Origin of the sequence: Kitasatospora sp. NPDC087314, from assembly GCF_044744365.1 — a bacterium.
Taxonomy (GTDB): domain Bacteria; phylum Actinomycetota; class Actinomycetes; order Streptomycetales; family Streptomycetaceae; genus Kitasatospora.
This window is the reverse complement of the sequence record NZ_JBIUYE010000013.1, coordinates 86,286-111,327: the sequence shown is the minus strand read 5'-3', so window position 1 is coordinate 111,327 and position 25,042 is coordinate 86,286. Positions and strand designations below refer to the sequence as shown.

Annotated in this window: 23 protein-coding genes; 9 read left to right on the top strand and 14 right to left on the bottom strand. The window is 74.0% G+C overall.

The genetic code is table 11. The features are described from left to right. Nucleotides 1-72 precede the first annotated feature (72 nt). Complete coding sequence (locus ACIO5E_RS27265; RefSeq protein ID WP_400672580.1) at nucleotides 73-570, top strand: NUDIX domain-containing protein; 498 nt, start codon at nucleotides 73-75, stop codon at nucleotides 568-570. A 7-nt stretch (nucleotides 571-577) separates the two neighbouring features. Here ACIO5E_RS27265 and ACIO5E_RS27260 read toward each other — a convergent pair whose 3' ends face one another. The 4 genes from ACIO5E_RS27260 to ACIO5E_RS27245 all read right to left on the bottom strand — a co-directional run bounded on the left by ACIO5E_RS27260 (nucleotide 578) and on the right by ACIO5E_RS27245 (nucleotide 3,393). Beyond that, a complete protein-coding gene (locus ACIO5E_RS27260; RefSeq protein WP_400672577.1) occupies nucleotides 578-1,228 on the bottom strand; it encodes a vitamin K epoxide reductase family protein in 651 nt (216 codons plus the stop codon). Between the two features lie 68 nt (nucleotides 1,229-1,296). Next, entirely contained in the window at nucleotides 1,297-2,124 is an 828-nt protein-coding gene (locus ACIO5E_RS27255; protein ID WP_400672574.1) for a DsbA family protein, read from the bottom strand. Between the two features lie 153 nt (nucleotides 2,125-2,277). After that, complete coding sequence (locus ACIO5E_RS27250) at nucleotides 2,278-2,952, bottom strand: hypothetical protein (RefSeq protein ID WP_400672571.1); 675 nt, start codon at nucleotides 2,950-2,952, stop codon at nucleotides 2,278-2,280. A gap of 249 nt (nucleotides 2,953-3,201) precedes the next feature. Beyond that, nucleotides 3,202-3,393, bottom strand: a complete 192-nt coding sequence (locus ACIO5E_RS27245; protein WP_400672568.1) for a hypothetical protein — start codon at nucleotides 3,391-3,393, stop codon at nucleotides 3,202-3,204. Between ACIO5E_RS27245 and ACIO5E_RS27240 the strand changes: the two genes are divergently transcribed. After that, the gene (locus tag ACIO5E_RS27240) at nucleotides 3,392-4,279 is read left to right on the top strand and encodes a CHAD domain-containing protein (RefSeq protein ID WP_400672565.1); all 888 of its coding nucleotides are present in this window, start codon (nucleotides 3,392-3,394) and stop codon (nucleotides 4,277-4,279) included. The two genes, ACIO5E_RS27245 and ACIO5E_RS27240, sit on opposite strands and share 2 nt — an antisense overlap. Before the next feature lie 43 nt (nucleotides 4,280-4,322). Here the strand turns inward: ACIO5E_RS27240 and ACIO5E_RS27235 are convergent, their stop codons facing one another. Together ACIO5E_RS27235 and ACIO5E_RS27230 are read right to left on the bottom strand one after the other, a co-directional pair. Continuing rightward, a complete protein-coding gene (locus ACIO5E_RS27235; protein ID WP_400672563.1) occupies nucleotides 4,323-5,102 on the bottom strand; it encodes a uracil-DNA glycosylase in 780 nt (259 codons plus the stop codon). A gap of 162 nt (nucleotides 5,103-5,264) precedes the next feature. Next, on the bottom strand, nucleotides 5,265-6,773 hold the full coding sequence (locus ACIO5E_RS27230) for a serine hydrolase domain-containing protein (RefSeq protein WP_400672560.1): 1,509 nt from the start codon (nucleotides 6,771-6,773) through the stop codon (nucleotides 5,265-5,267). Nucleotides 6,774-7,046: 273 nt separating this feature from the next. On the opposite strand from ACIO5E_RS27230, the gene ACIO5E_RS27225 reads away from it, so the two are divergent. The 4 genes from ACIO5E_RS27225 (at nucleotide 7,047) to ACIO5E_RS27210 (ending at nucleotide 11,156) form a co-directional block, all read left to right on the top strand. Then, nucleotides 7,047-8,756, top strand: a complete 1,710-nt coding sequence (locus ACIO5E_RS27225) for an Imm49 family immunity protein (protein ID WP_400672557.1) — start codon at nucleotides 7,047-7,049, stop codon at nucleotides 8,754-8,756. 278 nt (nucleotides 8,757-9,034) lie between these two features. Further along, entirely contained in the window at nucleotides 9,035-10,003 is a 969-nt protein-coding gene (locus tag ACIO5E_RS27220) for an SPFH domain-containing protein (protein ID WP_400672555.1), read from the top strand. A 76-nt stretch (nucleotides 10,004-10,079) separates the two neighbouring features. Next, nucleotides 10,080-10,553, top strand: a complete 474-nt coding sequence (locus ACIO5E_RS27215; RefSeq protein ID WP_400672552.1) for a CBS domain-containing protein — start codon at nucleotides 10,080-10,082, stop codon at nucleotides 10,551-10,553. A gap of 96 nt (nucleotides 10,554-10,649) precedes the next feature. Beyond that, nucleotides 10,650-11,156, top strand: a complete 507-nt coding sequence (locus ACIO5E_RS27210; RefSeq protein WP_400672549.1) for a hypothetical protein — start codon at nucleotides 10,650-10,652, stop codon at nucleotides 11,154-11,156. A 7-nt stretch (nucleotides 11,157-11,163) separates the two neighbouring features. Here ACIO5E_RS27210 and ACIO5E_RS27205 read toward each other — a convergent pair whose 3' ends face one another. From ACIO5E_RS27205 to ACIO5E_RS27190, 4 genes are all read right to left on the bottom strand, one after another. Then, nucleotides 11,164-14,076 (bottom strand): FAD-binding and (Fe-S)-binding domain-containing protein, encoded by a 2,913-nt coding sequence (locus ACIO5E_RS27205; protein ID WP_400672548.1) that lies wholly within the window; start codon nucleotides 14,074-14,076, stop codon nucleotides 11,164-11,166. 196 nt (nucleotides 14,077-14,272) lie between these two features. Next, a complete protein-coding gene (locus tag ACIO5E_RS27200; protein WP_400672546.1) occupies nucleotides 14,273-15,277 on the bottom strand; it encodes a glycosyltransferase family 2 protein in 1,005 nt (334 codons plus the stop codon). Nucleotides 15,278-15,475: 198 nt separating this feature from the next. Then, nucleotides 15,476-16,144, bottom strand: a complete 669-nt coding sequence (locus ACIO5E_RS27195) for a transglycosylase SLT domain-containing protein (RefSeq protein ID WP_400672544.1) — start codon at nucleotides 16,142-16,144, stop codon at nucleotides 15,476-15,478. 539 nt (nucleotides 16,145-16,683) lie between these two features. Beyond that, nucleotides 16,684-17,520 (bottom strand): EI24 domain-containing protein, encoded by an 837-nt coding sequence (locus ACIO5E_RS27190; RefSeq protein ID WP_400672541.1) that lies wholly within the window; start codon nucleotides 17,518-17,520, stop codon nucleotides 16,684-16,686. 202 nt (nucleotides 17,521-17,722) lie between these two features. Here ACIO5E_RS27190 and ACIO5E_RS27185 point away from each other — a divergent pair, with 202 nt between their 5' ends. Beyond that, nucleotides 17,723-18,511, top strand: coding sequence for a S1 family peptidase (locus ACIO5E_RS27185; RefSeq protein WP_400672538.1), 789 nt, complete (start codon nucleotides 17,723-17,725; stop codon nucleotides 18,509-18,511). A 97-nt stretch (nucleotides 18,512-18,608) separates the two neighbouring features. On the opposite strand, the gene ACIO5E_RS27180 is transcribed toward ACIO5E_RS27185, so the two are convergent. The 3 genes from ACIO5E_RS27180 to ACIO5E_RS27170 all read right to left on the bottom strand — a co-directional run bounded on the left by ACIO5E_RS27180 (nucleotide 18,609) and on the right by ACIO5E_RS27170 (nucleotide 22,025). After that, complete coding sequence (locus ACIO5E_RS27180; RefSeq protein ID WP_400672536.1) at nucleotides 18,609-19,889, bottom strand: helix-turn-helix domain-containing protein; 1,281 nt, start codon at nucleotides 19,887-19,889, stop codon at nucleotides 18,609-18,611. A gap of 206 nt (nucleotides 19,890-20,095) precedes the next feature. After that, the gene (locus ACIO5E_RS27175) at nucleotides 20,096-21,535 is read right to left on the bottom strand and encodes an amino acid permease (RefSeq protein ID WP_400672533.1); all 1,440 of its coding nucleotides are present in this window, start codon (nucleotides 21,533-21,535) and stop codon (nucleotides 20,096-20,098) included. Nucleotides 21,536-21,800: 265 nt separating this feature from the next. After that, nucleotides 21,801-22,025, bottom strand: coding sequence for a hypothetical protein (locus tag ACIO5E_RS27170; RefSeq protein WP_400672530.1), 225 nt, complete (start codon nucleotides 22,023-22,025; stop codon nucleotides 21,801-21,803). 134 nt (nucleotides 22,026-22,159) lie between these two features. Here ACIO5E_RS27170 and ACIO5E_RS27165 point away from each other — a divergent pair, with 134 nt between their 5' ends. Together ACIO5E_RS27165 and ACIO5E_RS27160 are read left to right on the top strand one after the other, a co-directional pair. Further along, nucleotides 22,160-23,149 carry a Ku protein gene (locus ACIO5E_RS27165; protein WP_400672527.1) on the top strand — a complete coding sequence of 330 codons (990 nt, stop codon included), beginning with the start codon at nucleotides 22,160-22,162 and terminating at the stop codon, nucleotides 23,147-23,149. Nucleotides 23,150-23,194: 45 nt separating this feature from the next. Further along, the gene (locus ACIO5E_RS27160) at nucleotides 23,195-23,476 is read left to right on the top strand and encodes a hypothetical protein (RefSeq protein ID WP_280685050.1); all 282 of its coding nucleotides are present in this window, start codon (nucleotides 23,195-23,197) and stop codon (nucleotides 23,474-23,476) included. Between the two features lie 48 nt (nucleotides 23,477-23,524). On the opposite strand, the gene ACIO5E_RS27155 is transcribed toward ACIO5E_RS27160, so the two are convergent. After that, the gene (locus ACIO5E_RS27155) at nucleotides 23,525-24,913 is read right to left on the bottom strand and encodes an NADP-dependent succinic semialdehyde dehydrogenase (RefSeq protein ID WP_400672524.1); all 1,389 of its coding nucleotides are present in this window, start codon (nucleotides 24,911-24,913) and stop codon (nucleotides 23,525-23,527) included. Nucleotides 24,914-25,042: the final 129 nt, after the last annotated feature.

The following is a 25,042-nucleotide window of genomic DNA, read 5'->3' as shown; positions in this document are numbered from 1 at the left end:
CGAACCACCGCATCGGGCACCGGGGTTGCGGCAGAGTGGCCACCGCGACAGGGCACCGGCGGAGGAGGCGCGATGACGGACACCTGGCTCTCGGAGCAGGACTGGCTGGCCGGGCTGCTGCGCGCCTACGTCGGCTGCAGTGTGCTGCTCACCGACCGGGTGGGCAACGTCCTGCTGCTGAAGGCCAGTTACCGCGCCCAGTGGCAGTTCCCCGGTGGGGCGATGGACCCGGGCGAGGGCCCCGCCGACTGTGCGGCCCGCGAACTGTGCGAGGAGACCGGGCTGGTGGCCGAGGGGCTGCGGCTGCTCGTCGTCGAGTGGCGCGACCCGATCCCCGGACAGGGCGAACACGCCTACCCCGCCGTGCAGTTCATGTTCGACGGCGGTACGGTCGGGGCCGGCGCCGCCGTCCGGGTGCAGGTCGAGGAGATCGCCGACTACGGGTACTTCACCCCCGCACAGGCGTCCGCGTTGCTGCACCCCTGTGCGGCGCGCCGGCTCAACCGGGCCCTGGAGGCCCGGCGCACCGGCGCCACCGCGCTGCTGCACTCCGCGGGCTACGTCGGGTGACGCAGCGTCAGACCAGGGTGCTCCAGTAGTACCAGAACCGGTTGAGGATCAGCAGCGCGATCACCGCCGCCCACAGCACCGGCACCGCCCAGTGGTAGCGCGCCGCCTCCCGCACGACCGTCCGCAGCCGCGGGCCCACCGGGATCACCCCGGTGCGCAGGTTGTGCAGCGTGGTGTACCAGAACAGCACCACCACCGTCGCCCACACCACCATGCAGTACGGGCACAGCGCGCCGATGTCGTACAGCGCCTGGTCGATCAGCCAGTGCACGAACACCACCCCCAGCAGAGTGCCCGCGTGCAGTCCCAGCCAGAACCAGCGCCGGTACGCGGCGCCGGCCAGCAGCCCAGCCCCGATCGCCGCCAGCGCACCGAAGGCGGCCAGCCCCAGCAGCGGGTTCGGGAAGCCGAAGACCTCCGCCTGCTCGGTGCGCATCACCGAACCGCAGCTGATCACCGGATTGACGTTGCAACTGGGGATGTAGGAGGGGTTCTCCAGGAGGCGGAGCTTGTCGAAGGTCAGGACGGCCGAGGCGGCCAGCCCGACCAGCCCGCCGAGGAACAGCAGCAGGGAGAACACCCGGCCCGCGCCGACCGGCGCACGGCCGGCGGCGCCGGGGACGGGGCAGGAGAGGTGCACAGGGGTCGCGGCGGTCATGGCAGCACACTCCGGTGGCTGGGAGGGGCCGGCCCGGCCGGGGTTCGGCCGGGCCGGTGGTGCCGTGCTTACTGCAGGCCGGCGGCCTGCTTGACCTGGGCGGTGAACTGCTCGGGCGTCACCGTGGCCTTTCCGCTGAACAGGGTGATCGGCTTGCCGTCCACCTTGACCGTCGGGGTGCCCGTCACCCCGCTGTCGTTGAACGCGTCCGCGACCTTCGCCGCCCACGGCGCGTACGTCCGGTCCGTGACGGCCTTCACGAAGGCGTCCGTCTTCAGGCCGGGCACCTGGCCGGCCAGGTCGAGGATGCGGTTGACGTTGCCGAAGCCGTCCTCCCGCTCGTCGGGCTGGTTGGCGTACAGCACGTCGTGGAACTGCTTGAACTTGTCCACGCCCTCGTTCAGCGCGGCGCCCACGGCGGCCAGCGCGGTGTGCGAGCCCTTGCCGCCGAGGCTGCTGTCCAGGAACGCCGCGAGGTGGAACTCGACCTTGATCGAGCCGTCCTCGGTCAGCTTCTTGACCGTCTCGCCGTTCGCCGCCTCGAAGTGCTTGCAGATCGGGCAGCGGAAGTCCTCGTACACCGCCATGGTGTGCGGGGCGTCGGCCTTGCCGTAGGTGATCACCGTGCCGTCCGGACCGGAGGCGTTCGCCGGGACGACCAGCTCGGTCGGCGCGGGTGCGGGCGCGCCGGCTGTGGCCGGCGTCTCGTTCTTGCCCGACGCCGAGTTGATCGCGAGGGCGGTGCCGCCCGCGAGGGCGAGCACCACGACGGCGGACACCGCCACGACGATCCGCTGACGACGCTTGGCCGCCAGCTGTTCGAGGCGCTGCGCCTCCTGGATCCGCTCACGGGCGCTGATGCGCTTGGACTGCTGGTTGCCGGAGGTCTGAGCCATGGGAAGTCAACTCCTGTACGCGGCGCGCGGATGCGCGCGGGGAGCCGCACGGGGTGCGGCGGGATGGCTGAACGCGGGAGTTGTGCGCGCTGCCTGCGGACGGTCGTCGGTCGTCGGTCGTCGGTCGACGAAGACGAACGGGCGGGACCGGGATCAGCAGGCAGGCGCGAAGACCGGCGGGCCACGCCGGGGAGCCGGGCTCAGCACCACGTCCTCGCGGCGCGGCCGCGGGTGGTCCGACACCGGCAGCGGCACCCGCAGCACCGGGCGCACCGGAGCCGGGAGCAGCAGCAGGACCAGGGCGCGCAGCGGGCGGGCCAGCGACTGGCGCAGCGCGCGCAGGGCCCGGGACAGGCCCGACAGGGCCGCATCGCCCAGCCGCAGCCAGGCCGCGGCCGCCAGCGCGATCACCAGATGCACCAGCAGGAGCAGCAGCTGGGTCGCCGCCGGGGCCAGCGACCCCGCGTGGCCCAGCGGGCCGGACAGCAGCGATCCGTCCACCGAACCGCCGCCACACACCAGCAGGTTCACGCCGCGCGCGGGCACGTGCTCGGACAGGATCGGCCCACAGCCGGTCTGCCCCAGGTTGAACGTGGTGTTGAGTATCAGCTCGACCGGCACCAGCACGCCGGAGATGTGCAGCATCCGCCGCTCCCCGCCGGCCAGTGCGGCCGCGACCAGGAAGACGACGGCGGTCGCGGCGGCCACCAGGGAGAGCGGCAGCGGGCGACCCGTGATGACCACCTGGCCCAGCGCGGACAGCGGCACGGCGAGCGCGGTGAACACCGCGGCCCGCAGGGCCCTGGTCGCATGGGTGGAGGTCGTCACGCCCCGGAGTATGCCACGACGCTTACACCCGGCACGAGGGTGCGTACCCGGTGAGGGGGAGCGGCTTCCTGCCGGAGGGCGGTCGTTCATCTGCCTGACGCCCTGTCAGCGGCGACGGCCGAGGTCGCTTCTCCGTTCGATCGGCCGGGGCGTAGCGTGCGTGCCGCGAACGAACTGAGCTTCCGGTGGGACAGACCGGTATCGACCGTCCTGGTCGCAGCTCGCGCCACTGGGCGTCGGGTTGGCCCTTCAAGGGGCGTTCGCCCCACCGTGGCCGGAGCCGTCGCGGGCCTGCTCGCGGCGGTTGTCGTCGCGGTCGTCGTGATGCTCCGGAGCCGGTAGGCCGGAGCCGTTGGTCGGGAGCCGGCGGTCCGGGCACGGCGCGGTCGGTCTAACCTGGATGGCGTTCCCGGCGACCCCGACGAGGGGGTGAGCGCTCATGGCGCGTCCCAAGGCCACGGTGGGGCAGGTGCTGCTGGCCCGCATCGAGAGCCAGGTGACAGTGCTGGCCAGCCTCGACGACGCCGTCCGGGCGGACGAACCGGACGCGGTGCACCGGATGCGGGTCGCCTGTCGGCGGCTGCGCAGCGCCCTGCGGACCTTCCGGCGGCTGTTCACGCCCGGGGCCACCGACCACCTGGTCACCGAACTGCGCTGGCTCGCCGCCGCCCTCGGCGGCGCGCGGGACCGCGAGGTGCTCGCCGAGCGACTGGCCGCCCAGGCCCGCGAACTGCCCGCCGACTGTCGCCCGGAGCAGGTCGCGGCGGAGCTGGAGCGGTGGGGGCGGGCCGAGTACCGGCAGATCTGGCCCGAGGTGGTCGCCGCGCTCGACAGCCCGCGCCGCCGCGCCCTCGCCGACGGCCTCGCCGCCCTCCTCGCCGACCCCCCGCTGCGCCGCCGGGCCGACCGCGCCGCCACCCCCGAACTGGCCCGGATCGCCGAACGCGAGCAACGCCGCACCGGCGAGCGCGTCCGGGCGGCCCTCGCCGCCGGGACCGCGCCCGCCGAGCAGCGCGACCGCGCCCTGCACGACGCCCGCAAGGCCGCCAAGCGCGCCCGCTACGCCGGCGAGACCGCCGCCCCGGCGGTCGGCGCGGCCGCCGAGAGGTACGCGGAGCGGATGAAGGCCGTCCAGGAGCTCCTGGGCGAGCACCAGGACGCCGTGGTCGCCGCCGACACGCTCGCCGGGCAGGCCGCCGGCAGCGGCGAGCCCTTCGGCCTCGGGGCGCTGTACGCGCGCCAGCTCGCCGCCGCCGAGGCGGCCCGAGCCGGCCTGCCGCAGGTGTGGGCCCGGGCGGCGGGGCACAAGCTGCTCCGGTTCGAATAGGGCCTGTCCGGCGGCGCCCGCAGGGCCGCCACACCGTCCGCGGCTACTCCGGCGCGGGGCTGAGCCCCGCCGACCGTGCGGCGGTGCGCAGCAGGGCGCGGAGCATGGGGGTGGTGAGGCGGCCGGTGTTGGTGTTGCGCGGGCTCACGTGGTAGCAGCCGAACAGCTGGAGGGCGGGGCCGCCGTCGACGGCGGGGAGGGTGACCTGGGCGCCGTGGCCGAAGACGGGGCGGGGCCGGGGGACCTGCCAGCCGGCGTCCGCGAGGGCCGGCAGGAGGGCCTGCCAGGCGAAACCGCCGAGGGCGACGACCGTCCGAACGGTCGGGCGCAGCAGCTGGAGCTCGCGGGTGATCCAGGGGCGGCAGGTGTCGCGTTCGGCGGTGCTGGGCTTGTTGTCGGGCGGAGCGCAGCGGACCGGGTCGGTGATGCGCACGCCGTACAGCTGCAGGCCGTCGCCGTAGCGGACGGACTCCGGGCGGTTGGCGAGCCCGAGGTCGTGGAGTGCCGCGTAGAGCAGGTCGCCGGAGGGGTCGCCGGTGAAGATCCGGCCGGTGCGGTTGGCGCCGTGGGCGGCGGGGGCGAGGCCGACCAGGACGAGCGGGGCGTCGGGCGGTCCGAAGCCGGGGATCGGGCGGGCCCAGTAGTCCCAGTCCTGGTAGGCGCGGCGCTTGGTGCGGGCGGTCTCCTCGCGCCACTCGACCAGGCGCGGACAGGCCCGGCAGCCGGTGACGACGCGGTCCAGCACGGTCAGCGAGTCGGCGCGGGCGGCGGCCTCGGCGGGGTGGCGGGGGTCGCCGGGGTCGTCGGCGGGGGACTGCGGCATGGCCAGATCCTAGGTCCTGTCTTCAAAGGGTCGGATCCGGAGCAGGACCGCGGCGATGGTGACGGCGGTCCGGTAGGACGCGCGGGTCGGGCCGGCGAGTTCGACGTCTGATCCAGACCAGCGAGGGGCGGGCCGTTCGTCGAACGACCCTCCCCTCCATCCCTACGCAGCCTTTGCCGTAGCCCGTACGCCGAAGTGCACGTACCGGCTCCCGTCGGCCAGCGCGTAGAACACCACCGGTATCCACGCGTCCTTCTCGTTCCGCCGCCCCGCGAACACGGTCTTCGTCGGCGTATGCGACACCGCCGTCAGCTGCCACACCAGCGGGTCGAACGTCCCCGCGAGCCCGTCCGCCCCCTCGTACGTCAGGGTCAGCGCGCTCTCGCCGCTCCCCTCGGCGATGGTCATCAGGAAGCCCTCGCGCTTGTACGTCCCGAGGAACTCACCGACCTCGACCACCGGCGGCTCGGCCGGCGGCTCGAACCCGGGCATCGTCACGCCCGCGAACTCCGCCGACAGCTCCCTGCACAGCGCCTCGAACACCTTGGGCGCGGCCCCTCCGCCGTTCGTCAGCAGCACCACCGCGACGCCCTTCTCCGGCATCGCCCGCAGGTAGGCCAGCTGCCCGAACGTGCTCCCGTCGTGCCCGAATCCCCGGACGCCGTCCCACTCGAACAGCCCCCAGCCGAGCCCCCAGTGCGCGCCGAGGAACCACTGGTCGGGCATCTCGACCTCGCGGTTCAGCATCGCCTCGACCACGGCCTCCGGAAGCACCCGCGTCCCGTCCGGCGCGGCGCCGCCGTCCACGAACAACCGCGCGAACCGGGCGACATCGGCCGCCGTCGCGCAGATCCCGCCGTACGGGCCGGCCGAGCGCGGCATCATGTTCCACAGCGGCGTGGGCACCGGCTCCTCGCCCGGGTCGCCCATGTGCCCCATCGCGGCGCGGAAGCGCAGCACCTCCTCCGGGAGGGTCATGGTGTGCTCCAGCCCGAGCGGGCCGGTCAGCAGTTCCTTGAGCGCCTCGTCCCACGTGCCGCCGGTCACGACCTCGACGATCCGGCCGAGGACGTTGTACGCGGTGCTGGAGTACGACACCGTCGCACCGGGCGGGTTGGTCAGTCCGACCGTCCGGGCGCCCTCGATGTAGCGGGCCAGGCAGTCGTCCCCGCGGCCGGTGTCACTGACGTGGTCGCCCTCGATGCCGCTGGTGTGGTTGAGGAGTTGACGCGGCGTGATGGTGCGGCCGGCCTCGGCGTCGGCGACCGCGAACTCGGGCAGGACGTCCACGACCGGCGCGTCGAGGTCGAGCTTTCCGGCTTCCGCGAGCAGCACCACCATCGCCGCCGTGTAGCCCTTGCTGACGGAGCCGATCTGGAACACGGAGTCCGTGGTCGCGGCGACGCCGGTCTCCGAGTGCAGGATGCCGGAGGCCAGTTCGTGGATCTCACCGTCGGCGAGCACGGCCAGGGTGGCGCCGTGGATGCGGTGGGCGGCGAGGAGTTCGTCGAGCCGGGCCTGCCAGCGGGCGGTGTCGAAGGCCGGCGTCTCCTCGGGCACGCCCAGCGCCCGGTTGACGGTGCGGGTGACGTCCCGCTCCGTCTGCTCCAGGAGCCTGGCCACCTCCTGGTCGACGACCCTGGACACTTCGCGGCTCAGATTTTCCGACATGTGCTCTCCCTCGTGGTCACGACGGTTCGATGCGGCAGCGGTGGACTCGGCACGCGTGCGATCCGGCAGAACCGACCGTCAACTCCCCCGTGGCACCCGGATCCCAGGCCGCGCCCCCGGCGCGGTCCGATGCTGCCGATCACGACACTAGCGCGATCACGACCTTTTTCAAACAGCGTTTGAAACCCTGTGGCCTCCACCGCCCCCCGCACGGCACGCTGTCGGACCCCACGCCTAGGCTGGCGGCCGGGCAAGGGATCAAGGAGCAGAGCTGTGCGGATCGAGCGTCACCAGGTGGACGAGTCGGCGGTTTCGGCGGCCCGCGAGGGCTTCGCCGACCGGATCGGAGGGATGGTCCACTCCTTCTCGCGCGCCGACCTGATGACCGCCACCGAATGGCGGCTGATCGCCGACGAGTTCCTCGACTACCTCGGCGCACTCTCCGCCGACTGCCCCGCCCTCGACACCCCCGAGGCCAGGGCCGTCCTCAAGGACGCCACCGAGGCCGCCGCCGGCGCCATCGCGTTCGCCGCGTACTACTCGCACGACACCTTCCACGTGTTCCTCGACTACCCGAACTTCGGGATGAGCTACGACCCCGAGGACGCGGACGGGAGCGTGCGCCGCAGCCTCGTCCTCCCGCAGTACTGGCTCGACGCGCTCTGCCTCGCGATCCTCTCCGACAAGGTCGCCCGGCACGGCGAGGCCTTCGCCTTCACCTGGCAGACCATGCCCGCCGGCGGCGGTTACTCCGCCGCCCAGCTGGTCAACGGCTTCATGGCCCACCTCCTGGGCTGCACCCGCGACGAGAACGCGCCCGACGCCGAGACCGCCGAGCAGCGGCTCGCCGCCATCGACGCCGCGCTGGCCCGGATCGAGGACCGGGACAGCGACGCCACCCAGGCCCTCCACACTCTGCGCGCCCTCGCGGCGGAGGACCGCGAGGCCTTCGACTCCGGGATGCTCGCCCTCCTCGACCGCGCCGACGGCACCCGCCCCCGCAGCCTCCTCCCGCTGCTCCCGCTCGCCCTCGCCGCGCTCGCCCACCGGGCCCACGGCTGGCTCCCCGCCGTCGACACCGACTACCTCCCGCACGCCCTGGTCACCGGCTTCGCGGGCCCCGGCGCCCGCGTCGGAGGCCTCGGCCGCGACCGGCGCCCCGACGCCGTCGCCCAGCTCGCCGCCGGGCCCGTCCGCGTCGACCGACCGAGCCCGGCCCTCCCCCTCCACGCCGACAGCGAGGCGCTGTACGAGCAGCGCACCCGGGAGGCGATCAACCCCGGGCCCGACGACCGCCACACCGTCTCCCGGCTCGCCCGCGCCCTGGGCAAGCAGGCGCTCCTCCTCCGGGCCCGCGCCTCGCAGTCCGCCGACGTCACCGACACCCAGCTCGCCGGCCTGCGCCTGGCCTCCCAGCTGGGCGCCGCGCTCTTCCGCATCGCCCTCGCCGAGCCCGGCACCGAGGCCGAGGTGTCCATCGACGGCCGGACGGTCCGCTACCCCGCCACCCGGGGCGAGGACTCCGGCCCCGGCCACTGGCAGCTCGCCCTCGACCTCGCCCTGATCACCGGCGTCCGCGAGGACCTCGCCCCGGTCGTCCTCGCCGGCCCCACCCACTCCACCGCCGACCGCTCCGCGTACGCCTCCTACCGCGTCGCCCTGCACGACTACTTCCGGGGCGTCGACCCGCTCCCGGCCACCGAACAGGCCCTGCGCGAGGTCGAGAAGGCGAAGGACCGGGGTTTCCTCCCGCCGCCGGTCGTCCTCTTCTCCCAGCTCGTGGAGGGGGACGAGACCAGCTTCAACCTGGCGCTGATCGACGCCCTCGAAGCCCACCGCGACCACCACTCGGTCGCCGACCGCGCCACCGACTCCGACGCCGCGATCAGCCTCGACATCCTCGCCCTCGCCTGCCACGCCCGGCGCCGGGGCTGGGCCGTCCGCGTCGAGTCCCCGTACCTCCCGGCCCGCCTGCTCGCCTAGAGATCGTCTTCAAAGGTCGGATCCGGAGGAGGATTGCGGCGATGGTGCCGGATGCCGCGTCTGCGCAGGTAGGCGCGGATCCTGCGGGAGCTGTGGCCCTGGTCCGCGATGACGTGGTCGGGCCGCGTACGCGAGCGCCCCGGCCCGACCGCCGGCTTCGTTCCGGCTGTGCCCGGGCAGGCGTAGCGTGGAATCAGCTGCTCCGGTGGCCCCCGGCTGGGCCGGGTCGGCGACGGCCGGGACTCGCCGGTGCGCGAGCAGGCCGCAAGGAGGCCGCGATGATCGTTGATGTGGTGCTGGGTGCCATCGGGGGGCTGGCCGGGCTGGGGGCGATCTGGGTGGGCCTGAGTGTCCGGGTCGTCCAGCAGTTCCAGAAGGGGGTGGTGTTCCGCTTCGGCCGGGTGCGCGAGGAGGTGCGCCAGCCCGGGCTGGTGGCGCTGCTGCCGATCGCGGACAAGCTGCGCAAGGTGAACGTGCAGATCGTGACGATGCCGATCCCGGCGCAGGAGGGCATCACCCGGGACAACGTGACCGTCCGGGTGGACGCGGTGGTGTACTTCCGCGTCGAGGACCCGGTGAAGGCCACCGTCAACGTGCAGGACTACAACTTCGCGATCTCCCAGGTGGCGCAGACCTCGCTGCGCTCGATCATCGGCAAGAGCGAGCTGGACGACCTGCTGGCCAACCGCGAACCGATCAACCAGGGGCTGGAGTTGATGATCGACAGCCCGGCGCTGGGCTGGGGCGTCCAGATCGACCGGGTGGAGATCAAGGACGTCGCGCTGCCGGAGTCGATGAAGCGCTCGATCGCCCGGCAGGCGGAGGCCGAGCGGGAGCGGCGGGCGCGGATCATCACGGCGGACGGCGAGTACCAGGCCTCGGCCCGGTTGTCGGAGGCGGCAGCGGTGATGAGCGCGACCCCGGCGGCGCTCCAACTGCGCTTGCTGCAGACGGTGGTGGAGGTGGCGGCGGAGAAGAACTCGACGCTGGTGCTGCCCTTCCCGGTGGAGCTGCTGCGGTTCCTGGACAGCGCGACGGAGAACCAGCAGCGGGCCGCGGTGGCGGCTGCGGCTGCCGCGGCGACGGCCGCCGAACGGGCCGCCGTGGATCGGGAGGAGGCCGCGCAGGCGGAGGTCGAGCAGGAGCCGAAGCCCGAACTGCCTCCGCTGGAGGAATTGTTGGATCAGTCGCCGCTGTCGAGGACGGACGCGGCGGACGGGCGTGAGGAGTCGGACTCGGCGGCCTGACCGGTGCCCAGTGGCGTCCGCCGCGGGCCCGGACCACGATGGACAAGGGGGCGGAAGCCAGGTCAGGAGGCGGATCATGACCAGAGCCAGCGACATCATGCACCCGGGCGCGGAGTGCATTCGCGAGCACGAGACGCTCGCGGCCGCCGCCCGGATCATGCGGGAACGGCACGTCGGCGCGCTGCCCATCTGCGGGGAGGACGACAAGCTGCTGGGCATCGTGACCGACCGTGACATCGTGCTGCGCTGCGTCGCGGAGGGCCGGGATCCGGCCCGGGTGACGGCGGGCGAACTGGCGATGGGCCGGCCGATGACGGTGGAGGCGGATGAGGACACCGAGCAGGTGCTACGGGTGATGGAGCAGTACCGGGTGCGCCGGTTGCCGGTGATCAACCACCCGGAGCACAAGCTGGTCGGGATGATCAGCGAGGCGGACATCGCGCGCGGGATGCCGCAGGCGCGGGTCGCGGAGTTCGTGGCGGCGGTCTGCGCGGACGAGCCGCCCAAGGTGGAGGCCCTGACGGCGAAGGCGCCCGAGGCGGAGGTCTGATGGCGGAGGTCTGATGGCGGAGGTCGTACGCCGAGAATCCGGCTCGGTTGGTAACTTTTGTTACCGAAACCCGCACTTGTTAACTATCGTTGTCGCATGACGTCGATCGAGATCACCCCCGAGGAACAGTCCGCGCTGGTCAAGGCCCTCGCTGACGCCCTGAACCCCCTCGCCGCCGCCGTGCGCTCCCGCGAGACCGGGCTGCCCGAGGACCGGATGTGGCACGGGGAGCCGGCCGAGGTCGCCCTCTCCGTCCTCGCCGCCTGGAAGGTGGTGGACGCGGAGGTCAAGCGGCTGACCGCGATCGCGGCCGGGACCGCCGGCTCCTACGGCGCGAGCTACGAGCAACTGGGCGCGGCCTGGGGCATCACCCGCCAGGGCGCCCGGAAGAAGTGGCCCGACGCCCGCCCGGCGGCGCAGCCCGGCAGGCTGGAACTGTTCGGCGGCACCGCGGAGTTGGTTCAGGACGCGGAGTCCGGCGGCTGGCACTGGACGGGCGTCGGCGCCGACGGGGCGCTCGGCGCGGCCGACCGCGGCTACCCGGCGAAGGAGGAGGCTGCCGCCCACGCCGGCGCCTTCCTCAAGGAGCACGCGGCGGACTGAGGGGGCCCTAGCGCAGCGCCCGGGCGATCAGCTCCGACAGGTGCAGGGCCTGCCTTCCCTCGGCGAGTTGGGCGATCTGGGTGCGGCAGCTGAAGCCGTCGGCCAGCACCACCGTGTCGGGGGCGGCGGCCCGGACCTCGGGGAGCAGGACGCGCTCCGCGATCGCCTCGGAGACCTCGAAGTGGCCCTGCTCGAAGCCGAAGTTGCCGGCCAGGCCGCAGCAGCCGGAGTCCAGCACCCGGTTGCGCAGGCCCAGCCGTTGCTCGACCCGGCGGTCGGCGGCGCTGCCGAGGACGGCGTGCTGGTGGCAGTGGGTCTGGGTGACGGCGTCGAGCGGGATCCGGGGGAGCGGGGCGTGCGGTGCGTACTCGTCGAGGAACTCGGCGAAGGTGCGGGTGCGTTCGGCGAGCGGGCGGCCGTCCGGGCCGAGCAGCCGGGGCAGGTCCTCGCGCAGGGTGGCGGTGCAGCTCGGGTCCATCCCGACCACCGGGGTGTCGGCGGGCAGCGCGTCGCCGGCCAGCACCCGCAGGCTGCGGCGCAACACCCGGCGGGCGGTGCCGAGTTGGCCGGTGGAGTACCAGGTCAGGCCGCAGCAGACCGGGCCGGCGGGCAGTCGGACGTCGAAGCCCAGGTGCTCCAGTACCTCGACGGCCGAGCGCAGGACGTTCGGCTGGAGGTGGTCGGAGAAGGTGTCCGGCCACAGCAGCACCGGCCGCGCGCCCGCCGGGGCCGGGTGCGCGGCGCGGTGGCGCCGGTACCAGCGGGTGAAGGTCTCCGGCGGGAGGACCGGCAGGACGCGCCGTCGGTCGATCCCGCCGAGCCGCTTGAGCAGCCCGGCGGCCGGGGAGCGGGCGATGGTGTTGGCGGCGCCCGGGGCGAGGGCGGCGGCCCGCAGCCACAGCGGCAGCCAGCCCATCGAGTAGTGGGCGAGCGGGCGGAGCCGGTGCCGGTAGTGCTGGTACAGGAACTCGGTCTTGTAGGTCGCCATGTCGACGTGGACCGGGCAGTCGCTCGCGCAGCCCTTGCAGCTCAGGCAGAGGCCCAGCGCCTCCCGGACCTCGGCCGAGCGCCAGCCGTCGGGGATCGCCCCCTCCGTCCGGTGGCCGGAGGGCTCCCCCGCGCCGCGCAGCATCTCGGCGAGCAGCCGGGCCCGGCCCCGGGTGGAGTGCCGCTCCTCGCCGGTGGCCATGTAGCTGGGGCACATCACCCCGGTGTTCGGGTCCACGCACTTGGCGACGCCGACGCAGCGGTGAACCGCCTTGGCCAGGCTGCCGCCGTCCTGCTCGTACGGGAGGGCGAGCGGCAGCGGGCGGCGCGGCGCGGTGACGAAGCGCAGGTCGGCGTCGAGCGGGCGCGGGTCCACCAGGGCGCCCGGGTTGAGCAGGTTCTCCGGATCCCAGATCCGCTTGAACTCGCCGAACAGGGCGATGACTTCGGGCGGGTACATCCGGGGCAGCAGTTCGGCCCGGGCCTGCCCGTCGCCGTGCTCGCCGGAGAGCGAACCGCCGTACGAGACCACCAGGTCGGCCGCCTGCTCCAGGAACTCCCGGAAGACCAGAACCCCTTGGGGCTCGTCCAGCGGGAAGTCGATCCGCAGGTGCACGCAGCCGTCGCCGAAGTGCCCGTACGGGACGCCGCGCAGGCTGTGCCGGCGCAGCAGGCCGCGCAGGTCCCGCAGGTAGTCGCCGAGGCGCTCGGGCGGGACGGCGGAGTCCTCCCAGCCGGGCCAGGCCTCGCCGCCTCCGGGCAGCCGGGTGACGATCCCGGCGCCCGCCTCCCGGACGGCCCAGAGCTGGCGCTGCTCGGCGGGGTCGGTGACGAGGGCGACGGCGGCGGAACGCTCGCGGCGCACCTCGTCGGCGAGCCGGCGGGCGGCCTGGTAGGCCTCGACGGGGGTGGCGCCGCCGGTCTCCAGGAAGAGCCAGCACTCGCCCGCGGGCAGCCGGTCCAGCGCGGGCGGGCGGGGGCCGGCGGCGAGCAGCGCGGCGATCAGGTCGGCGGCCATGCCCTCGGCGGTGAGCGGCCGCAGCGGCAGCAGCGCGGGGATCGCGTCGGCGGCGGCGCCCTCGTCGGGGTAGCCGGCCACCACCAGGGCGCGCGCGGGCGGTTCCTCGACCAGTCGGACGGTGGCGCCGAGCAGGAGTGCGCAGGTGCCCTCGGTGCCGGTGAGTGCGCGGGCCAGGTCGTGGCCGCGTTCGGGCAGCAGGGCGTCCAGCGGGTAGCCGGAGGTGCGGCGCGGCAGTTCGGGCAGGCCCTGGCGGATGATGGCGAGGTTGCGGTCGGTGAACTCCTGGAGCCCGCGGTGGAGTTCTCCGGCCCGTCCGGGCAGGGCGCGGAGCGCGGCGCGTTCCTCGGGGGTGAGCCGCCCGCCCACGGTCAGTTCGGTGCCGTCCGCCAGCAGCAGCTCCAACTGCTCGACGTTGTCCGCGGTGCGCCCCCAGGCGAGCGAGTGCGAGCCGCAGGAGTCGTTGCCGATCATGCCGCCGAGGGTGCAGCGGCTGTGGGTGGACGGGTCGGGGCCGAAGCGCAGCCCGTGGGGCCGGACGGCGCGCTGGAGGTCGTCCAGGACGGTGCCCGGCTGGACCCGGGCGGTGCGGGCCTGCGGGTCGACGTCCAGGACCGCGCCGAGGTGGCGTCGGAAGTCGAGCACCACCGCGCCCGGGCCGATCGCCTGTCCGCCGATGCTGGTGCCCGCCCCGCGCGGCACCACCGGCACGCCGTACTGGCGGCAGAGCGCGAGCGCGGTGCGGACGTCGTCCAGGTCGGCGGGTTTGACCACGCCGAGCGGCAGCTGGCGGTAGTTGGACGCGTCGTGGCTGTAGACGGTCCGCTCGGCGGTGCCGAAACGGACCTCCCCGCGTAGGACGGCGGCCAGCTCGCGGGCCAGCTCGGCCCCGGGGACGGCGGACGGACGGCTCACCAGGGACCTCCGGGCGGCGACGGCGACGGCTTCGGCCGATCATGGCAGCCGCGGGCCCGCAGGGGTACCGGGCGCGACGGGGGTACCGCCGACGGGGTGTCCTGCGGCACTCCGGGGGCGCGTGATCACCGACCCCCGGGCCGCCGCCCCGGCCGGTGGCCGGCGGACGGCGGCGCCGCGCACGCCTGTCGCCTGGTCACTTGCGCCCGGTGAGCGTGCCGCGGGCGATGTGGGAGAGCTTGGCCATCTCGAACGCCGGGTAGGCGCCGCCGGCCAGCAGCGAGAACTTGATCCCCTCGCGCCCGGCCGGTCGGCGGTGGCCGGGCGGCTGGAAGCGCCGGTGGTGCTCGGCGGCCCGGTGGAAGAACGGCGGCCGCTCGGCGCGGGTGACGCACCCGGCGAGGTCGAAGACGAACAGGTAGTGCCGGATCATCCGGACGAAGAGCGCGTCCCGCACCGCGTACAGGTGCGGCTGGTCCTCCAGCAGCGCGAAGCTGCGCTCGTACTGGTCGAAGAGGTCGAACACGCTGCTGCCCGGCGATCCGGTCGGGTGGACGGTCTCGCGGCGGCGCAGCTGCACGCACTCGCGCGGCAGCACGGCGATCCGCCGCGCGGCGAGCAGCGCCGCGTGCACCACCGGGATCTCCTCGTACCGGCCGGCGGGGAAGGCCAGCCGCTGCTCCTCCCAGTGGCCGCGGCGGATCAGGCGGTCCCAGATCAGTGGCGGCGCGCCGAACAGCGCGGGGCGGTCGAAGGGCTCGAACACCTCGGGGCCGGCCTCGGCCAGCAGCGCCTCCGCTCCGCCCGGCCAGTCCCGGTCGTTGTGCCGGCGGGAGTGGCCGAACAGCAGCAGGTCCACCGGGCCGGTCTGCTGCAGCCGGTCGACGAGGGTCTGCAGCGCGTCCCGGGGCAGCAGGTGGTCGGCGTCGAGGAACAGCAGGTACTCACCGGTCGCCCGCGCCGCCCCCGCGTTCCGGCTCACCCCGACTCCGACCGCCGCGTTGAGGTGCAGGACCGACAGCCGCGGGTGCCGGGCCGCGTACGCGTCGGCGAGCCCGCCCGCGGCGTCGGGGGAGCGGTCGGCGACCAGGATCACCTCGACGTCGCGGAAGGACTGGGCGAGCAGGGAGTCCAGGCAGTCCGCGAGCTGTTTCTGCTGGTCGTAGGCGGGGAGCACGACGCTGATGAGGGGTGAGGGCATGACGCCGGAGCGTAAGAGGGCGCGCTGACCGTGGCAAAGCCCTGACGGTGCGTAATTCCGAGCAATCTGCGGCAAATCGTACGACCGTACGCCATATCTTCACGCCGCCTGCCGGACGCGTCCACGACAGTCGGCCGGACGGCGCGAGGCCCGCGACGCGTTGCGCGTCGCGGGCCCGGAACGTGCCGAAGGGTCGGCTCAGTACCAGTGGTGGTTCTGCCAGAACGACCAGGCGGCGCAGGGGCTGCCGTAGCGGGAGTTCATGTAGTCCAGGCCCCACTTGATCTGGGTGGCCGGGTTGGTGCGCCAGTCGGAGCCGGCCGAGGCCATCTTGGTGCCGGGCAGCGCCTGGACCAGGCCGTAGGCGCCGGAGGAGGCGTTGACGGCGAGCGGGTTCCAGCTGCTCTCGCGGGACACGATGTTGCTGAAGCACTGGAGCTGGCCGGCCGGGACGAGCTGGGCGGCGATCTGCTGCGGGCTGCCGGCCGGGGCCGGGGCGCTGGTGAGGTTCTGGCGCTGCTGGGAGCGGGAGGCGGCGGCCTGGGCGTCGGCCTGGGCCTTGGCGTCCGCCTGGGCCTTCGCCTCGGCCTCGGCCTGGGCCTGCGCGTCGGCCTGGGCCTTCGCCTGGGCGGCGGCCTCAGCCTCGGCCTGGGCCTGGGCGGCCTGGGCGGCGGCAGCGGCAGCGGTGTCAGCCTGGGCCTGGTCGTTGACCGGCCTGCCGTCCACCGTGACGGCGGCCGCGGGAGCGGCGGCCTCGGCGGTGTTCCCGGCCTGCGGGACGGCGAGGGCGGCGGTGGCGGCGCTCGCGACGACGAGGGTGGCGATACCGGTGATCAGGGAGTTGCGGCGGGCATGGCTGAGCTGCATGAAGCGGGCGATCCTTTTCCGTCGGGGGCCGTGCCGGTGGCACTGGGTGCGGGGCATCGCACGGGCTCCCGGGTGAGCGGGGGCCCGCGCGGCCGTCCGGGACGGCCGTGGCGCCCCGGCGGAACTGGCGGGGCGGGCGGGCTGCGCGGCGTCGGGGTCGGCCGCGCTGCCTGGCGACGGGCCATTCTTGGCAGGGTCGGGGACAGGCCGCAAAGGCGTCCGCCACTACGGCGAGTAGTAGCCGCGGGGCGGTCGCGACGGGGCACGTCGGTGATTTTGGGGTAATTTGTCCGACTTGTTCGTTTGGGGGTCGGAAGTCGGCGGCGCGGGCGGAACGCGAGGGCGGGAGGGGTGGTGGCCTGCGCTGTTCGGGGTGGGTCCGGCCTCGGGGGTGCGGCGGCGGCCCGGGGTCGGGTGGTCGGGCGGCGCCCCGGGCAAGGTCTTCCACTATCGGGGGCCGTAGACGGCGAACCCCGTGTGGGCGGCCTCACATGTTCGGTGGTCCGACTTCGGCGCAGGGTGACCGGCCGGTCACCGCCTCAGGAGGCCGCGTACGGGTTCCCGGGGACGGGCTGCGCGCCGACGGGGGTGATGTCGGTGCCGGCGGCGGCGGTGTCGGAGTCGGGGGACGGCTCCTCCTCCGCCGGGACCAGGTCGCGCGCCAGCAGGGTGGCGCCCGCGACGGCCCCCGGCATGGCGAGGACCGTCACCAGCGGGATCAGGAACGCCAGGATCAGCGGTGTGCCGAAGCCCAGCGCCAGCCCGAGCCGGGCGCGCAGCAGCCGGATCCGTTCGGACTGCGGCACCCCGCGCCGCTGGAGGGCGACGGCCGCCAGCTCGACGGTCAGGAAGAAGCCGGACACCAGGAAGCCGAGCGCCGGCACCACCGTCTGCCCGATCACCGGGATGAACCCGCAGGCGAACAGCAGCACGCCGAACGCGGCCACCCGCACCAGCACGTACACGCTGTCCCGCACCGCGATCACCAGCTCGCGCCAGAGCGGCGACTCCAGTGGCGTGGGCGCGCCGCCCTCGGTCTCGTCGACCTTGGCGCAGAGCGCCTCGTAGAAGGGCTGCCCGACCAGCAGTGTGACGGCGGTGAAGGTGAGCAGCGAGAGCAGCAGGCCGCCGCCGAAGACGATCGCCGCGAGCGCGTCGCGCAGCAGGCTCTGCCAGGGCGAGCCCCAGTGGTCGGCGAACGGGGTGGCCCAGCCGGCGAGGTCCTTCGACCAGCCGCCGAGGAAGACGAGCGCGACGGCGTACCCGGCCAGGGTGAGCAGTGCGGGCAGCATGCCGAAGCCCCACCAGCGGCCGTGCCGGGCCACCCACTTCTGGCCCTCGATCAGGTACTTCATCCCCGCCGCAAGATCTCGCATGGCGATCACCTTAGACCGACCGGCACATGGTGGGCGGCGTCGTGACGCCACCCACCATGTGCCGGTCGGTCTAAGGGCTTCCCCGCCCGGAACCCTGCATTTCCGTGTTCCTGCCAGTTTCGACCGGCAAAGCCCGACTCCTCCCGTCGCGCCTCCCGCCGGGCCACCCTCGGTGCTCCCCGACCTGTCATGGAGGAGCCTGATGAAGCGTCAATTCAGTAGATTGATCGTCCTGTTGGCGTCCCTGGTGCTCGGCGCCGGCGCGCTGGTGCTGCCCGCCGCCGCCTCGCCCGCGCCCTCGCCGACCGTGGTCGGCGGCACGCGGGCGGCGCAGGGCGAGTTCCCGTTCGTGGTGCGGCTCTCGATGGGCTGCGGCGGCGCGCTCTACAGCCCGCAGATCGTGCTCACCGCCGCCCACTGCGTCAACGGCACCGGCGCCGACACGGGCATCACGGTCACCCTCGGCGTGGTCGACCTGCGCAGCGGCAGCGCGGTCAAGGCCCGCTCGTCGTACGTCTACCAGGCGCCCGGCTTCACCGGGGCGGAGAACGGCGACGACTGGGCGCTGATCAAGCTGTCCTCGCCGGTCGGCAGCAGTCTGGTGACCACGCTGCCGACCACCGACTCCACCGCCAACGACAGCGGCACCTTCACCATCATGGGCTGGGGCGCCGCGACCGAGGGTGGCGCCCAACAGCGCTACCTGCTCAAGGCCACCGTGCCCTTCGTCGACGACTCGACCTGCGCCAACGCCTACCCGGGCCTGAACACCGCGGCCTCGCTCTGCGCGGGCTACGTCGACCAGGGCGGCGTCGACACCTGCCAGGGCGACTCCGGCGGGCCGATGGTGCGCCGGGACTCGGCCGGCCGCTGGGTCCAGGTCGGCATCGTCAGCTGGGGCAACGGCTGCGCCCGGCCGGGCTACCCGGGCGTCTACACCAAGGTGAGCACCTACGCGGCCGACATCGCCTCGGCGGCGGCCGGGCTCTGACGCCGGCGCGGGTCTGAGCGGGCGCTCGGAGGGGCGCCCGCGGAGCGGCTGTGAGAGCGTTCGGAGGAGCGCCCGGGGGGCCACCACCCCCGGGCGCTCAGGAGTTCGCCGAAGGCCGGTCCGGCCGGAGCCGGTCCGTCGCAGGACCGTCCGCCGAGGGTCCGTCCGCCGAGGGCCTCTCCGCCGAGGGGCCGTCCGCCGCCGTCCGGTCCGCCACTGAACCGCCCAGCCAGGCCCGGGCCCGGCGCCGCTCGTAGGCGATCCGGCCGGTGGCGTCCGGCGGCAGCCGGGAGAGCACGGCGGCCGCGGCCTCGCGCCGCCCGGCCCGGGCGTACGCCCCGGCGAGGCGGCCGGCGATCAGCGCGTGGTCGTGCGGGTGGACGGCCGGGTCCAGGCGCCCCAGGGCGGAGCCCAGGTGGGCCACCGCCGCGTGGGCGTGGTCGGAGCGGCCGGTGCGGACGGCGAGGTCCCGGTGGCAGGTGCCGTGTGCGACGCCCAGCACCAGATCGGCCCGGGCCGGCCTGGGCGTCGGTTCGCCGGCCCGCCGGGCGGTCTCGGTCAGCCGCTCGGCCTCGGCCAGCGCCCGCCACGCCGCGGGCGCCGCGCCGGCCAGGGCGTGGGCGTGTGCCTGGGCGAGGGCGGCCCAGGCCCGCAGGCCGGGCAGCGAGCGGGCGACGGCGTGGGCGGCCTCGGCCAGGGCGAGCGCGGCGGCCGGGTCGCCGCTCCACCAGTGCAGGGTGCTCTGCCGGGCCAGCAGGGCGGCCGTGGTCGGCTGGTCGTCGGCCGCGCGGGCCCATTCCAGCCCGGCCGCGTACCAGCCGAGCGCGCGGGTGCGGCGGTCGCCCTCGAAGTGGGCCCAGCCGGCGAGCTCGGCATAGCGGGCGGCGAGCGAGCGGACGGCGGGGGCGGTCCCGCGCGGGGTGGTGTGCTGCCAGCCGGCCAGCGTGCGGGTGTGGTGTTCGAGGACGGCGGTCAGCTGCTCGCCGCCGATGTGGGTGGCGGCCGCGCGGTAGACGTCGAGCAGGTGGCCGAGCACCTCGAAGGTGACGGCGTCCGGCCGGTCCGCCGAGAGCCCTGGTCCGGCCCCGTCGAAGGGCGGCCGGGCGGGGGCGGCGAGCTCGCCGAGGCGCTCGCGCTCCCGTCGGACGGGCTGCCAGAGGGCGGCCAACTCGCCTCCGGTGAGCAGGAGTTCGTCGGCCCGGGCGGGCAGCCCCGGGGGCGGCCAGCGGCGCGCGTTCTCCACTCGGCTGATCAGTGAGTTGTGGTAGCCGAGCAGGCGGCCGAGTTCGGTCTGGCTGAGCCCGCGGGCCTCGCGCCAGTGGCGCAGCCGGTGGCCGAAGCGTAGGCGCGCGGACGCAGGGGCAGGGAGGAGCGGCAAGAGGTCTCCCGGGAAGGGTGGGGGAGCGCTCGTGGGGGAGCGCCATGCCCAGGTATCCCCCTTGACGTGCCATCGTCAAACTGTCGTTCCCGTGGCCATCTCGTTGTGGATCGAGGTCCGGGCCCGGTGCCGGGCCCGGGAACGGCACCGGGCCCGGGAGCCTCCGCAACGGCTCCCGGGCCCGGCACCGCCGCGGCGCGGACGGGTCAGGACTCCGCCGCCACCGCGGCCCGCCGCCGGCGGCCCACCACGGCCGAGGCCGCGAGCACGATCGCCGCGGCGGCCAGCGACAGGTACATCTGCTTGCGCCCGTCGGAGTCGGTGAACATGTACGCCACCACGAACCCGATCATGCCGATGGCCGTCCAGGTCAGGTAGGGGTACAGCCACATGCGGACGGTCAGTCGCTCGGGAGTCTCCCGCTCGATGATCCGGCGCATCCGCAGCTGGGAGAAGCAGATCACCAGCCAGACGAAGAGCGCAACCGCGCCGGAGGAGTTGAGCAGGAACGCGAACACCGTGTCCGGCGAGGTGTAGTTGAAGAACACGGCGACGAAGCCGAAGACCACCGAGGAGAGGATGGCCACCCGCGGCACGCCCCGGTTGGTCACGGTCGCGAAGGCCTTGGGCGCGTCCCCGCGCTGGCCGAGCGAGAAGGCCATCCGGGAGGCCGTGTACATCCCGGAGTTGAGGCAGGACAGTACGGCCGTCAGCACGATCACGTTCATCACCTGGCCGGCGCCCGGAATGCCCACGTGCTCCAGCACCGCCACGTACGGGCTGCCCTTGACGGCGGCCGAGTCCCACGGCAGCAGGGTGACCACGAGCAGGATCGAGCCCAGGTAGAAGATGCCGATGCGCCAGATCACGCTGTTGGTGGCCTTGCTGACCGCGCGCTCCGGGTCCTCCGACTCGCCCGCGGCGAGGGTGACGATCTCGCTGCCCATGAAGGCGAAGACCACCGTGAGCATGCCGGTGAACACCGCGCCCACGCCGTGCGGCAGGAAGCCGCCGTGGCCGGTCAGATTGCTGGTGCCGACCGCGTGGGTGCCGGGCAGCAGGCCGAAGACGGCGAGCGTGGCGATCACCAGGAACGCGGCGATCGCCACCACCTTGATCCCGGCGAACCAGAACTCGAACTCGCCGTAGGAGGCCACCGAGAACAGGTTGGTGGCGGTCAGCACCGCCATCACGATCAGCGCGAACGCCCACTGCGGCACGCCGGGCATCCAGGCGTTCAGGATCTTCGCACCGGCGGTGGCCTCCACCGCGAGCACCACGACCCAGAAGAACCAGTACAGCCAGCCGATGGTGAACCCGGCCCAGCGGCCGAGCGCGCGGTCCGCGTACGCCGAGAACGAGCCGCTCTGCGGGTCGGCCGCCGCCATCTCGCCGAGCATCCGCATCACCAGCACGACCAGCACCCCGGCCAGCGTGTAGGAGAGCAGGATGCCCGGCCCGGTGGAGGCGATGCCCGCGCCGGAGCCGACGAACAGCCCGGCGCCGATCACCCCGCCGATGGCGATCATCGACAGGTGGCGGTTCTTGAGCCCGGCCTTCAGATGGCCTTCGCCGCCGTGCCCGGGCGGTCCCGCGTGGTGGCCGCCCTGGGGGGCCACCTGCGGCTTGGTGGTGTCCGCACTCATCAAAGGTGCCCTGTGCCTTTCCCGCGCGGCGTTTCCCTCGGCTCGTCGCGCCGGAGGGTGGGGGACGGACCCGCGCATTGCGGTGCAACCTAACTTCTTTGGCCGCTTATCGGAACAGCACTTCGGTAACTGTTCGCTCACCGGACACGAAAGGCCAGGTCAGGGGGGTGGACAAGCAGTGCGAAAAGCTCAAATCTGACGCAGCGACAGTGGGTTGGCGGCACTTCGGGCCCGGCGGCGGCTCGCGTCGCCCGTGCGTTCACGCTCAGCACTCGCGTACGTCGAGGAGGGTGATCCGCGCCGCGTCCGTCGGCCGGCCGGTGAGGCGCGCCGCCAGGATCCGGGGGAGGTCGCCCTCCTGCGAGTACCCGGGCAGCACCGCGACCTCCGCCCGCCGCACGCCGGCCTCGCCCCGTACCGCGTAGACCACCCGGTACACGGTCCGCTCCGGAGGCGGTGGCGCGTCCTGCCCACGGCTTCGGACGGTCATCCGCATCGACCTCCTCGGCTCATTGTCGGCCCGGTGTGGCCGATCGGGGCAAACCCGGGCACAGTGGGATTCTCGGCACGTCCCCGGTGCGGGGACGCCCCGTCGGGCGGGAACCTCCGGGAAGGAGCGACCCCATGCAGACCACCTGGAAGGGGACGATCAGCTTCGGGCTGGTCAGCATCCCCGTCCACCTCTACTCGGCCACCCAGGAACACGACGTCCCGCTGCACCAGGTGCACGCCAAGGACGGCGGACGGGTGCGGATGAAGCGGTACTGCGAGCAGGAGGAGAAGGAGGTCCCGTACGGGGAGATCGCCAGGGGCTACGAGTCGCCCGACGGCCGGACGGTCACGCTCACCGACGAGGACCTCGCCGACCTGCCGCTGCCCAGCAAGAAGATCATCGACGTGCTGGCCTTCGTGGACGCCGGCGAGATCGACCCGCTGATGTTCTCCAAGGCCTACTACGTGGGCGTCGCCGACAAGGCCGCCGCCAAGCCGTACGCCCTGCTGCGCGACGCGCTCACCGAGTCCGGGCAGATCGCCGTCACCAAGATCGCGCTGCGCACCCGCGAATCGCCCGCGGTGCTACGGGTGCACGACGGCACGCTGGTGCTGCAGACCTGCATCTGGCCCGACGAGGTCCGCCCGGCGGCCGGCATCGCGCCCGAGGAGGACGTCACCGTACGGCCGCAGGAGCTCAAGATGGCGCGGTCGCTGATGGACACCCTCTCCGAGGACTTCGACCTCGCCCAGCTGCACGACGACTACCAGCAGGCCCTGCAGCAGGTGATCACGGCCCGGCTGGAGGGCGTCGAGCTCCCGCACGAGGAGGAGGCGGGCGAGGCGCCGGACAACGTGATCGACCTGATGGAGGCGCTGCGCAGCAGCCTCAAGCAGGCCAAGGGCGGGCGGGCCACCGCCGCCGGATCCGGGCCGGAGGAGGACGGGCCCGCGCCCCGCAGGCGCGCCCCGGCGAAGAAGCGCACCGCGTCGGCGGAGGCCGCCTCCGGGCCTGCCCCAGAAGCCGCCGCCCCCGCCGCCAAGAGGGCCGCCGGGGCGAGGAAGACCACGACCGGAAAGTCCACGACCGGAAAGTCCACGGCTCCGCGCAAGGCCTCCTGAGCCCCGCGGATCCGGCAGCCCCCCGAGAACCCGGAGGCGATCCCGATGGATCTGCTGACCTACAAGGAACTCGACACCGACCCCGACACCCCGCAGCACCTCGGCCCGGCCCAGCGGGCCTGGCACTGGCTGCTCAGCCTCAATCCGACCGCCGTGGTGTTCATGGTCGCGCTCTCGCTCGGCCTGGCCATGGTCGGCGCCCAGGTGAGCTGGCTGCCGATGCTGGTGCTGATGGCCATCGTCTGGGGCGCGACCCTCCTCGCCCTGGTCGGCGTGGTCGCCCGCTGGATGACTCCCGGCCGGGGCAGGCACCGGATGGCGTCCTGACCCGGCCGTGCCGGTTGCGCCGCTCGCGTCCGGCGGATCCGGGGGCGCTCAGCCGATCCACACCGTGGTGACGTTGCAGAACTCCCGGATCCCGTGCCCGGACAGCTCCCGGCCGAACCCGGAGCGCTTGACGCCGCCGAACGGCAGCGCCGGGTGGGAGGCGGTCATCCCGTTGAAGAACACCCCGCCGGCCTGGATGTCGCGCACGAAGCGCTCCTGCTCGCCCTCGTCCCGGGTCCAGACGTTGGAACTGAGCCCGAACGGCGTGTCGTTGGCGAGCGCCACCGCCTCGTCCAGGTCGGCGACCCGGTAGACGGTGGCGACCGGGCCGAAGGTCTCCTCCTGGTGGATCCGCATGGCCGGGGTGATGCCGGTCAGCACCGTCGGCTCGTAGAAGTACCCGGTGTCCCAGCCCTCCGGGCGCCCGCCGCCGCACTCGACCCGGGCGCCGTGGGTGCGGGCGTCCTCGACCAGTTCCTCCAGGTCGTCCCGGCCCTGGCGGCTGGCCAGCGGGCCGACGTCGGTCGCCTCGTCCATCGGGTCGCCGACGCGTAGCTCCCGCATCGCCTCGGTGAACGCGGTGGTGAAGCGCTCGTAGACGTCGGTGTGCACGATGAAGCGCTTGGCGGCGATGCAGGACTGGCCGTTGTTCTGCGCCCGGGCCCGGACGGCGGTGCGCACCGCCGCGTCCAGGTCGGCGCTGGGCAGCACCACGAACGGGTCGCTGCCGCCCAGCTCCAGGACGGCCTTCTTCACCTCGTCGGCGGCGGTAGCGGCGACCGCCCGCCCGGCCGGCTCGCTGCCGGTGAGCGTCACCGCGGCCACCCGGCGGTCCCGGATCACGCCCTCGACCGCGCCCGAGCCGATCAGCAGGGTCTGGAAGCAGCCCTCCGGGAAGCCGGCCCGCCGGAACAGCTCCTCCAGCGCCAGCGCCGTCCGGGGCACGTTGGAGGCGTGCTTGAGCAGGCCGACGTTGCCCGCCATCAGGGCCGGCGCGGCGAACCGGATCACCTGCCAGAACGGGAAGTTCCACGGCATCACGGCCAGCACCGCCCCGAGCGGGCGGTAGCGGACGTAGGCGCGGGCGGCGCCGGAGTCGGCGACGTCGGCGGGAGCCGGGTGCTCGTCGGCGAGCAGCGCCTCGGCGTGGTCGGCGTACCAGCGCATCGCCTTCGCGCACTTGGCGGCCTCGGCCCGGGAGGCGGCGAGCGGCTTGCCCATCTCCTCGGTCATCGTGCGGGCGATCGCCTCCAGGTCCTGGTCGAGGAGGTCGGCGGCCCGGCGCAGCAGGTCGGCGCGGGCGGCGAAGGGGGTGGTGCGATAGCCGTGGAACGCGGCCGCGGCGCGGGCCAGCCGCTGTTCGACGCCGGCCGCGTCGAGGGGTTCGAAGGTCTCCAGGATCTCGCCGGTCGCGGGATTGACGCTGGCGATGGGCATGCGGGGCTCCCAGGGGGTCGGGGTCCGGTGCGTCTGCGCCTCTCACCCTCTCCGACAGCCCGCCCGCGGGCACGCCACCACAGCCCGGCGTGTCCCGCCGGGAGCCGGTTCCACCCGGGCGACTACCCG

What these genes read in the sequence shown, in the direction of transcription:
- ACIO5E_RS27215 (WP_400672552.1), top strand. Translation starts at nt 10,080, where the DNA reads ATGACCAGAGCCAGCGACATCATGCACCCGGGCGCGGAGTGCATTCGC.
- ACIO5E_RS27210 (WP_400672549.1), top strand. Translation starts at nt 10,650, where the DNA reads ATGACGTCGATCGAGATCACCCCCGAGGAACAGTCCGCGCTGGTCAAG.
- ACIO5E_RS27260 (WP_400672577.1), bottom strand. Translation starts at nt 1,228, where the DNA reads ATGACCGCCGCGACCCCTGTGCACCTCTCCTGCCCCGTCCCCGGCGCC.
- ACIO5E_RS27255 (WP_400672574.1), bottom strand. Translation starts at nt 2,124, where the DNA reads ATGGCTCAGACCTCCGGCAACCAGCAGTCCAAGCGCATCAGCGCCCGT.
- ACIO5E_RS27200 (WP_400672546.1), bottom strand. Translation starts at nt 15,277, where the DNA reads ATGCCCTCACCCCTCATCAGCGTCGTGCTCCCCGCCTACGACCAGCAG.
- ACIO5E_RS27235 (WP_400672563.1), bottom strand. Translation starts at nt 5,102, where the DNA reads ATGCCGCAGTCCCCCGCCGACGACCCCGGCGACCCCCGCCACCCCGCC.
- ACIO5E_RS27170 (WP_400672530.1), bottom strand. Translation starts at nt 22,025, where the DNA reads ATGACCGTCCGAAGCCGTGGGCAGGACGCGCCACCGCCTCCGGAGCGG.
- ACIO5E_RS27245 (WP_400672568.1), bottom strand. Translation starts at nt 3,393, where the DNA reads ATGAGCGCTCACCCCCTCGTCGGGGTCGCCGGGAACGCCATCCAGGTT.
- ACIO5E_RS27175 (WP_400672533.1), bottom strand. Translation starts at nt 21,535, where the DNA reads ATGAGTGCGGACACCACCAAGCCGCAGGTGGCCCCCCAGGGCGGCCAC.
- ACIO5E_RS27190 (WP_400672541.1), bottom strand. Translation starts at nt 17,520, where the DNA reads ATGCGAGATCTTGCGGCGGGGATGAAGTACCTGATCGAGGGCCAGAAG.
- ACIO5E_RS27240 (WP_400672565.1), top strand. Translation starts at nt 3,392, where the DNA reads ATGGCGCGTCCCAAGGCCACGGTGGGGCAGGTGCTGCTGGCCCGCATC.
- ACIO5E_RS27185 (WP_400672538.1), top strand. Translation starts at nt 17,723, where the DNA reads ATGAAGCGTCAATTCAGTAGATTGATCGTCCTGTTGGCGTCCCTGGTG.
- ACIO5E_RS27220 (WP_400672555.1), top strand. Translation starts at nt 9,035, where the DNA reads ATGATCGTTGATGTGGTGCTGGGTGCCATCGGGGGGCTGGCCGGGCTG.
- ACIO5E_RS27265 (WP_400672580.1), top strand. Translation starts at nt 73, where the DNA reads ATGACGGACACCTGGCTCTCGGAGCAGGACTGGCTGGCCGGGCTGCTG.
- ACIO5E_RS27195 (WP_400672544.1), bottom strand. Translation starts at nt 16,144, where the DNA reads ATGCAGCTCAGCCATGCCCGCCGCAACTCCCTGATCACCGGTATCGCC.
- ACIO5E_RS27155 (WP_400672524.1), bottom strand. Translation starts at nt 24,913, where the DNA reads ATGCCCATCGCCAGCGTCAATCCCGCGACCGGCGAGATCCTGGAGACC.
- ACIO5E_RS27230 (WP_400672560.1), bottom strand. Translation starts at nt 6,773, where the DNA reads ATGTCGGAAAATCTGAGCCGCGAAGTGTCCAGGGTCGTCGACCAGGAG.
- ACIO5E_RS27165 (WP_400672527.1), top strand. Translation starts at nt 22,160, where the DNA reads ATGCAGACCACCTGGAAGGGGACGATCAGCTTCGGGCTGGTCAGCATC.
- ACIO5E_RS27160 (WP_280685050.1), top strand. Translation starts at nt 23,195, where the DNA reads ATGGATCTGCTGACCTACAAGGAACTCGACACCGACCCCGACACCCCG.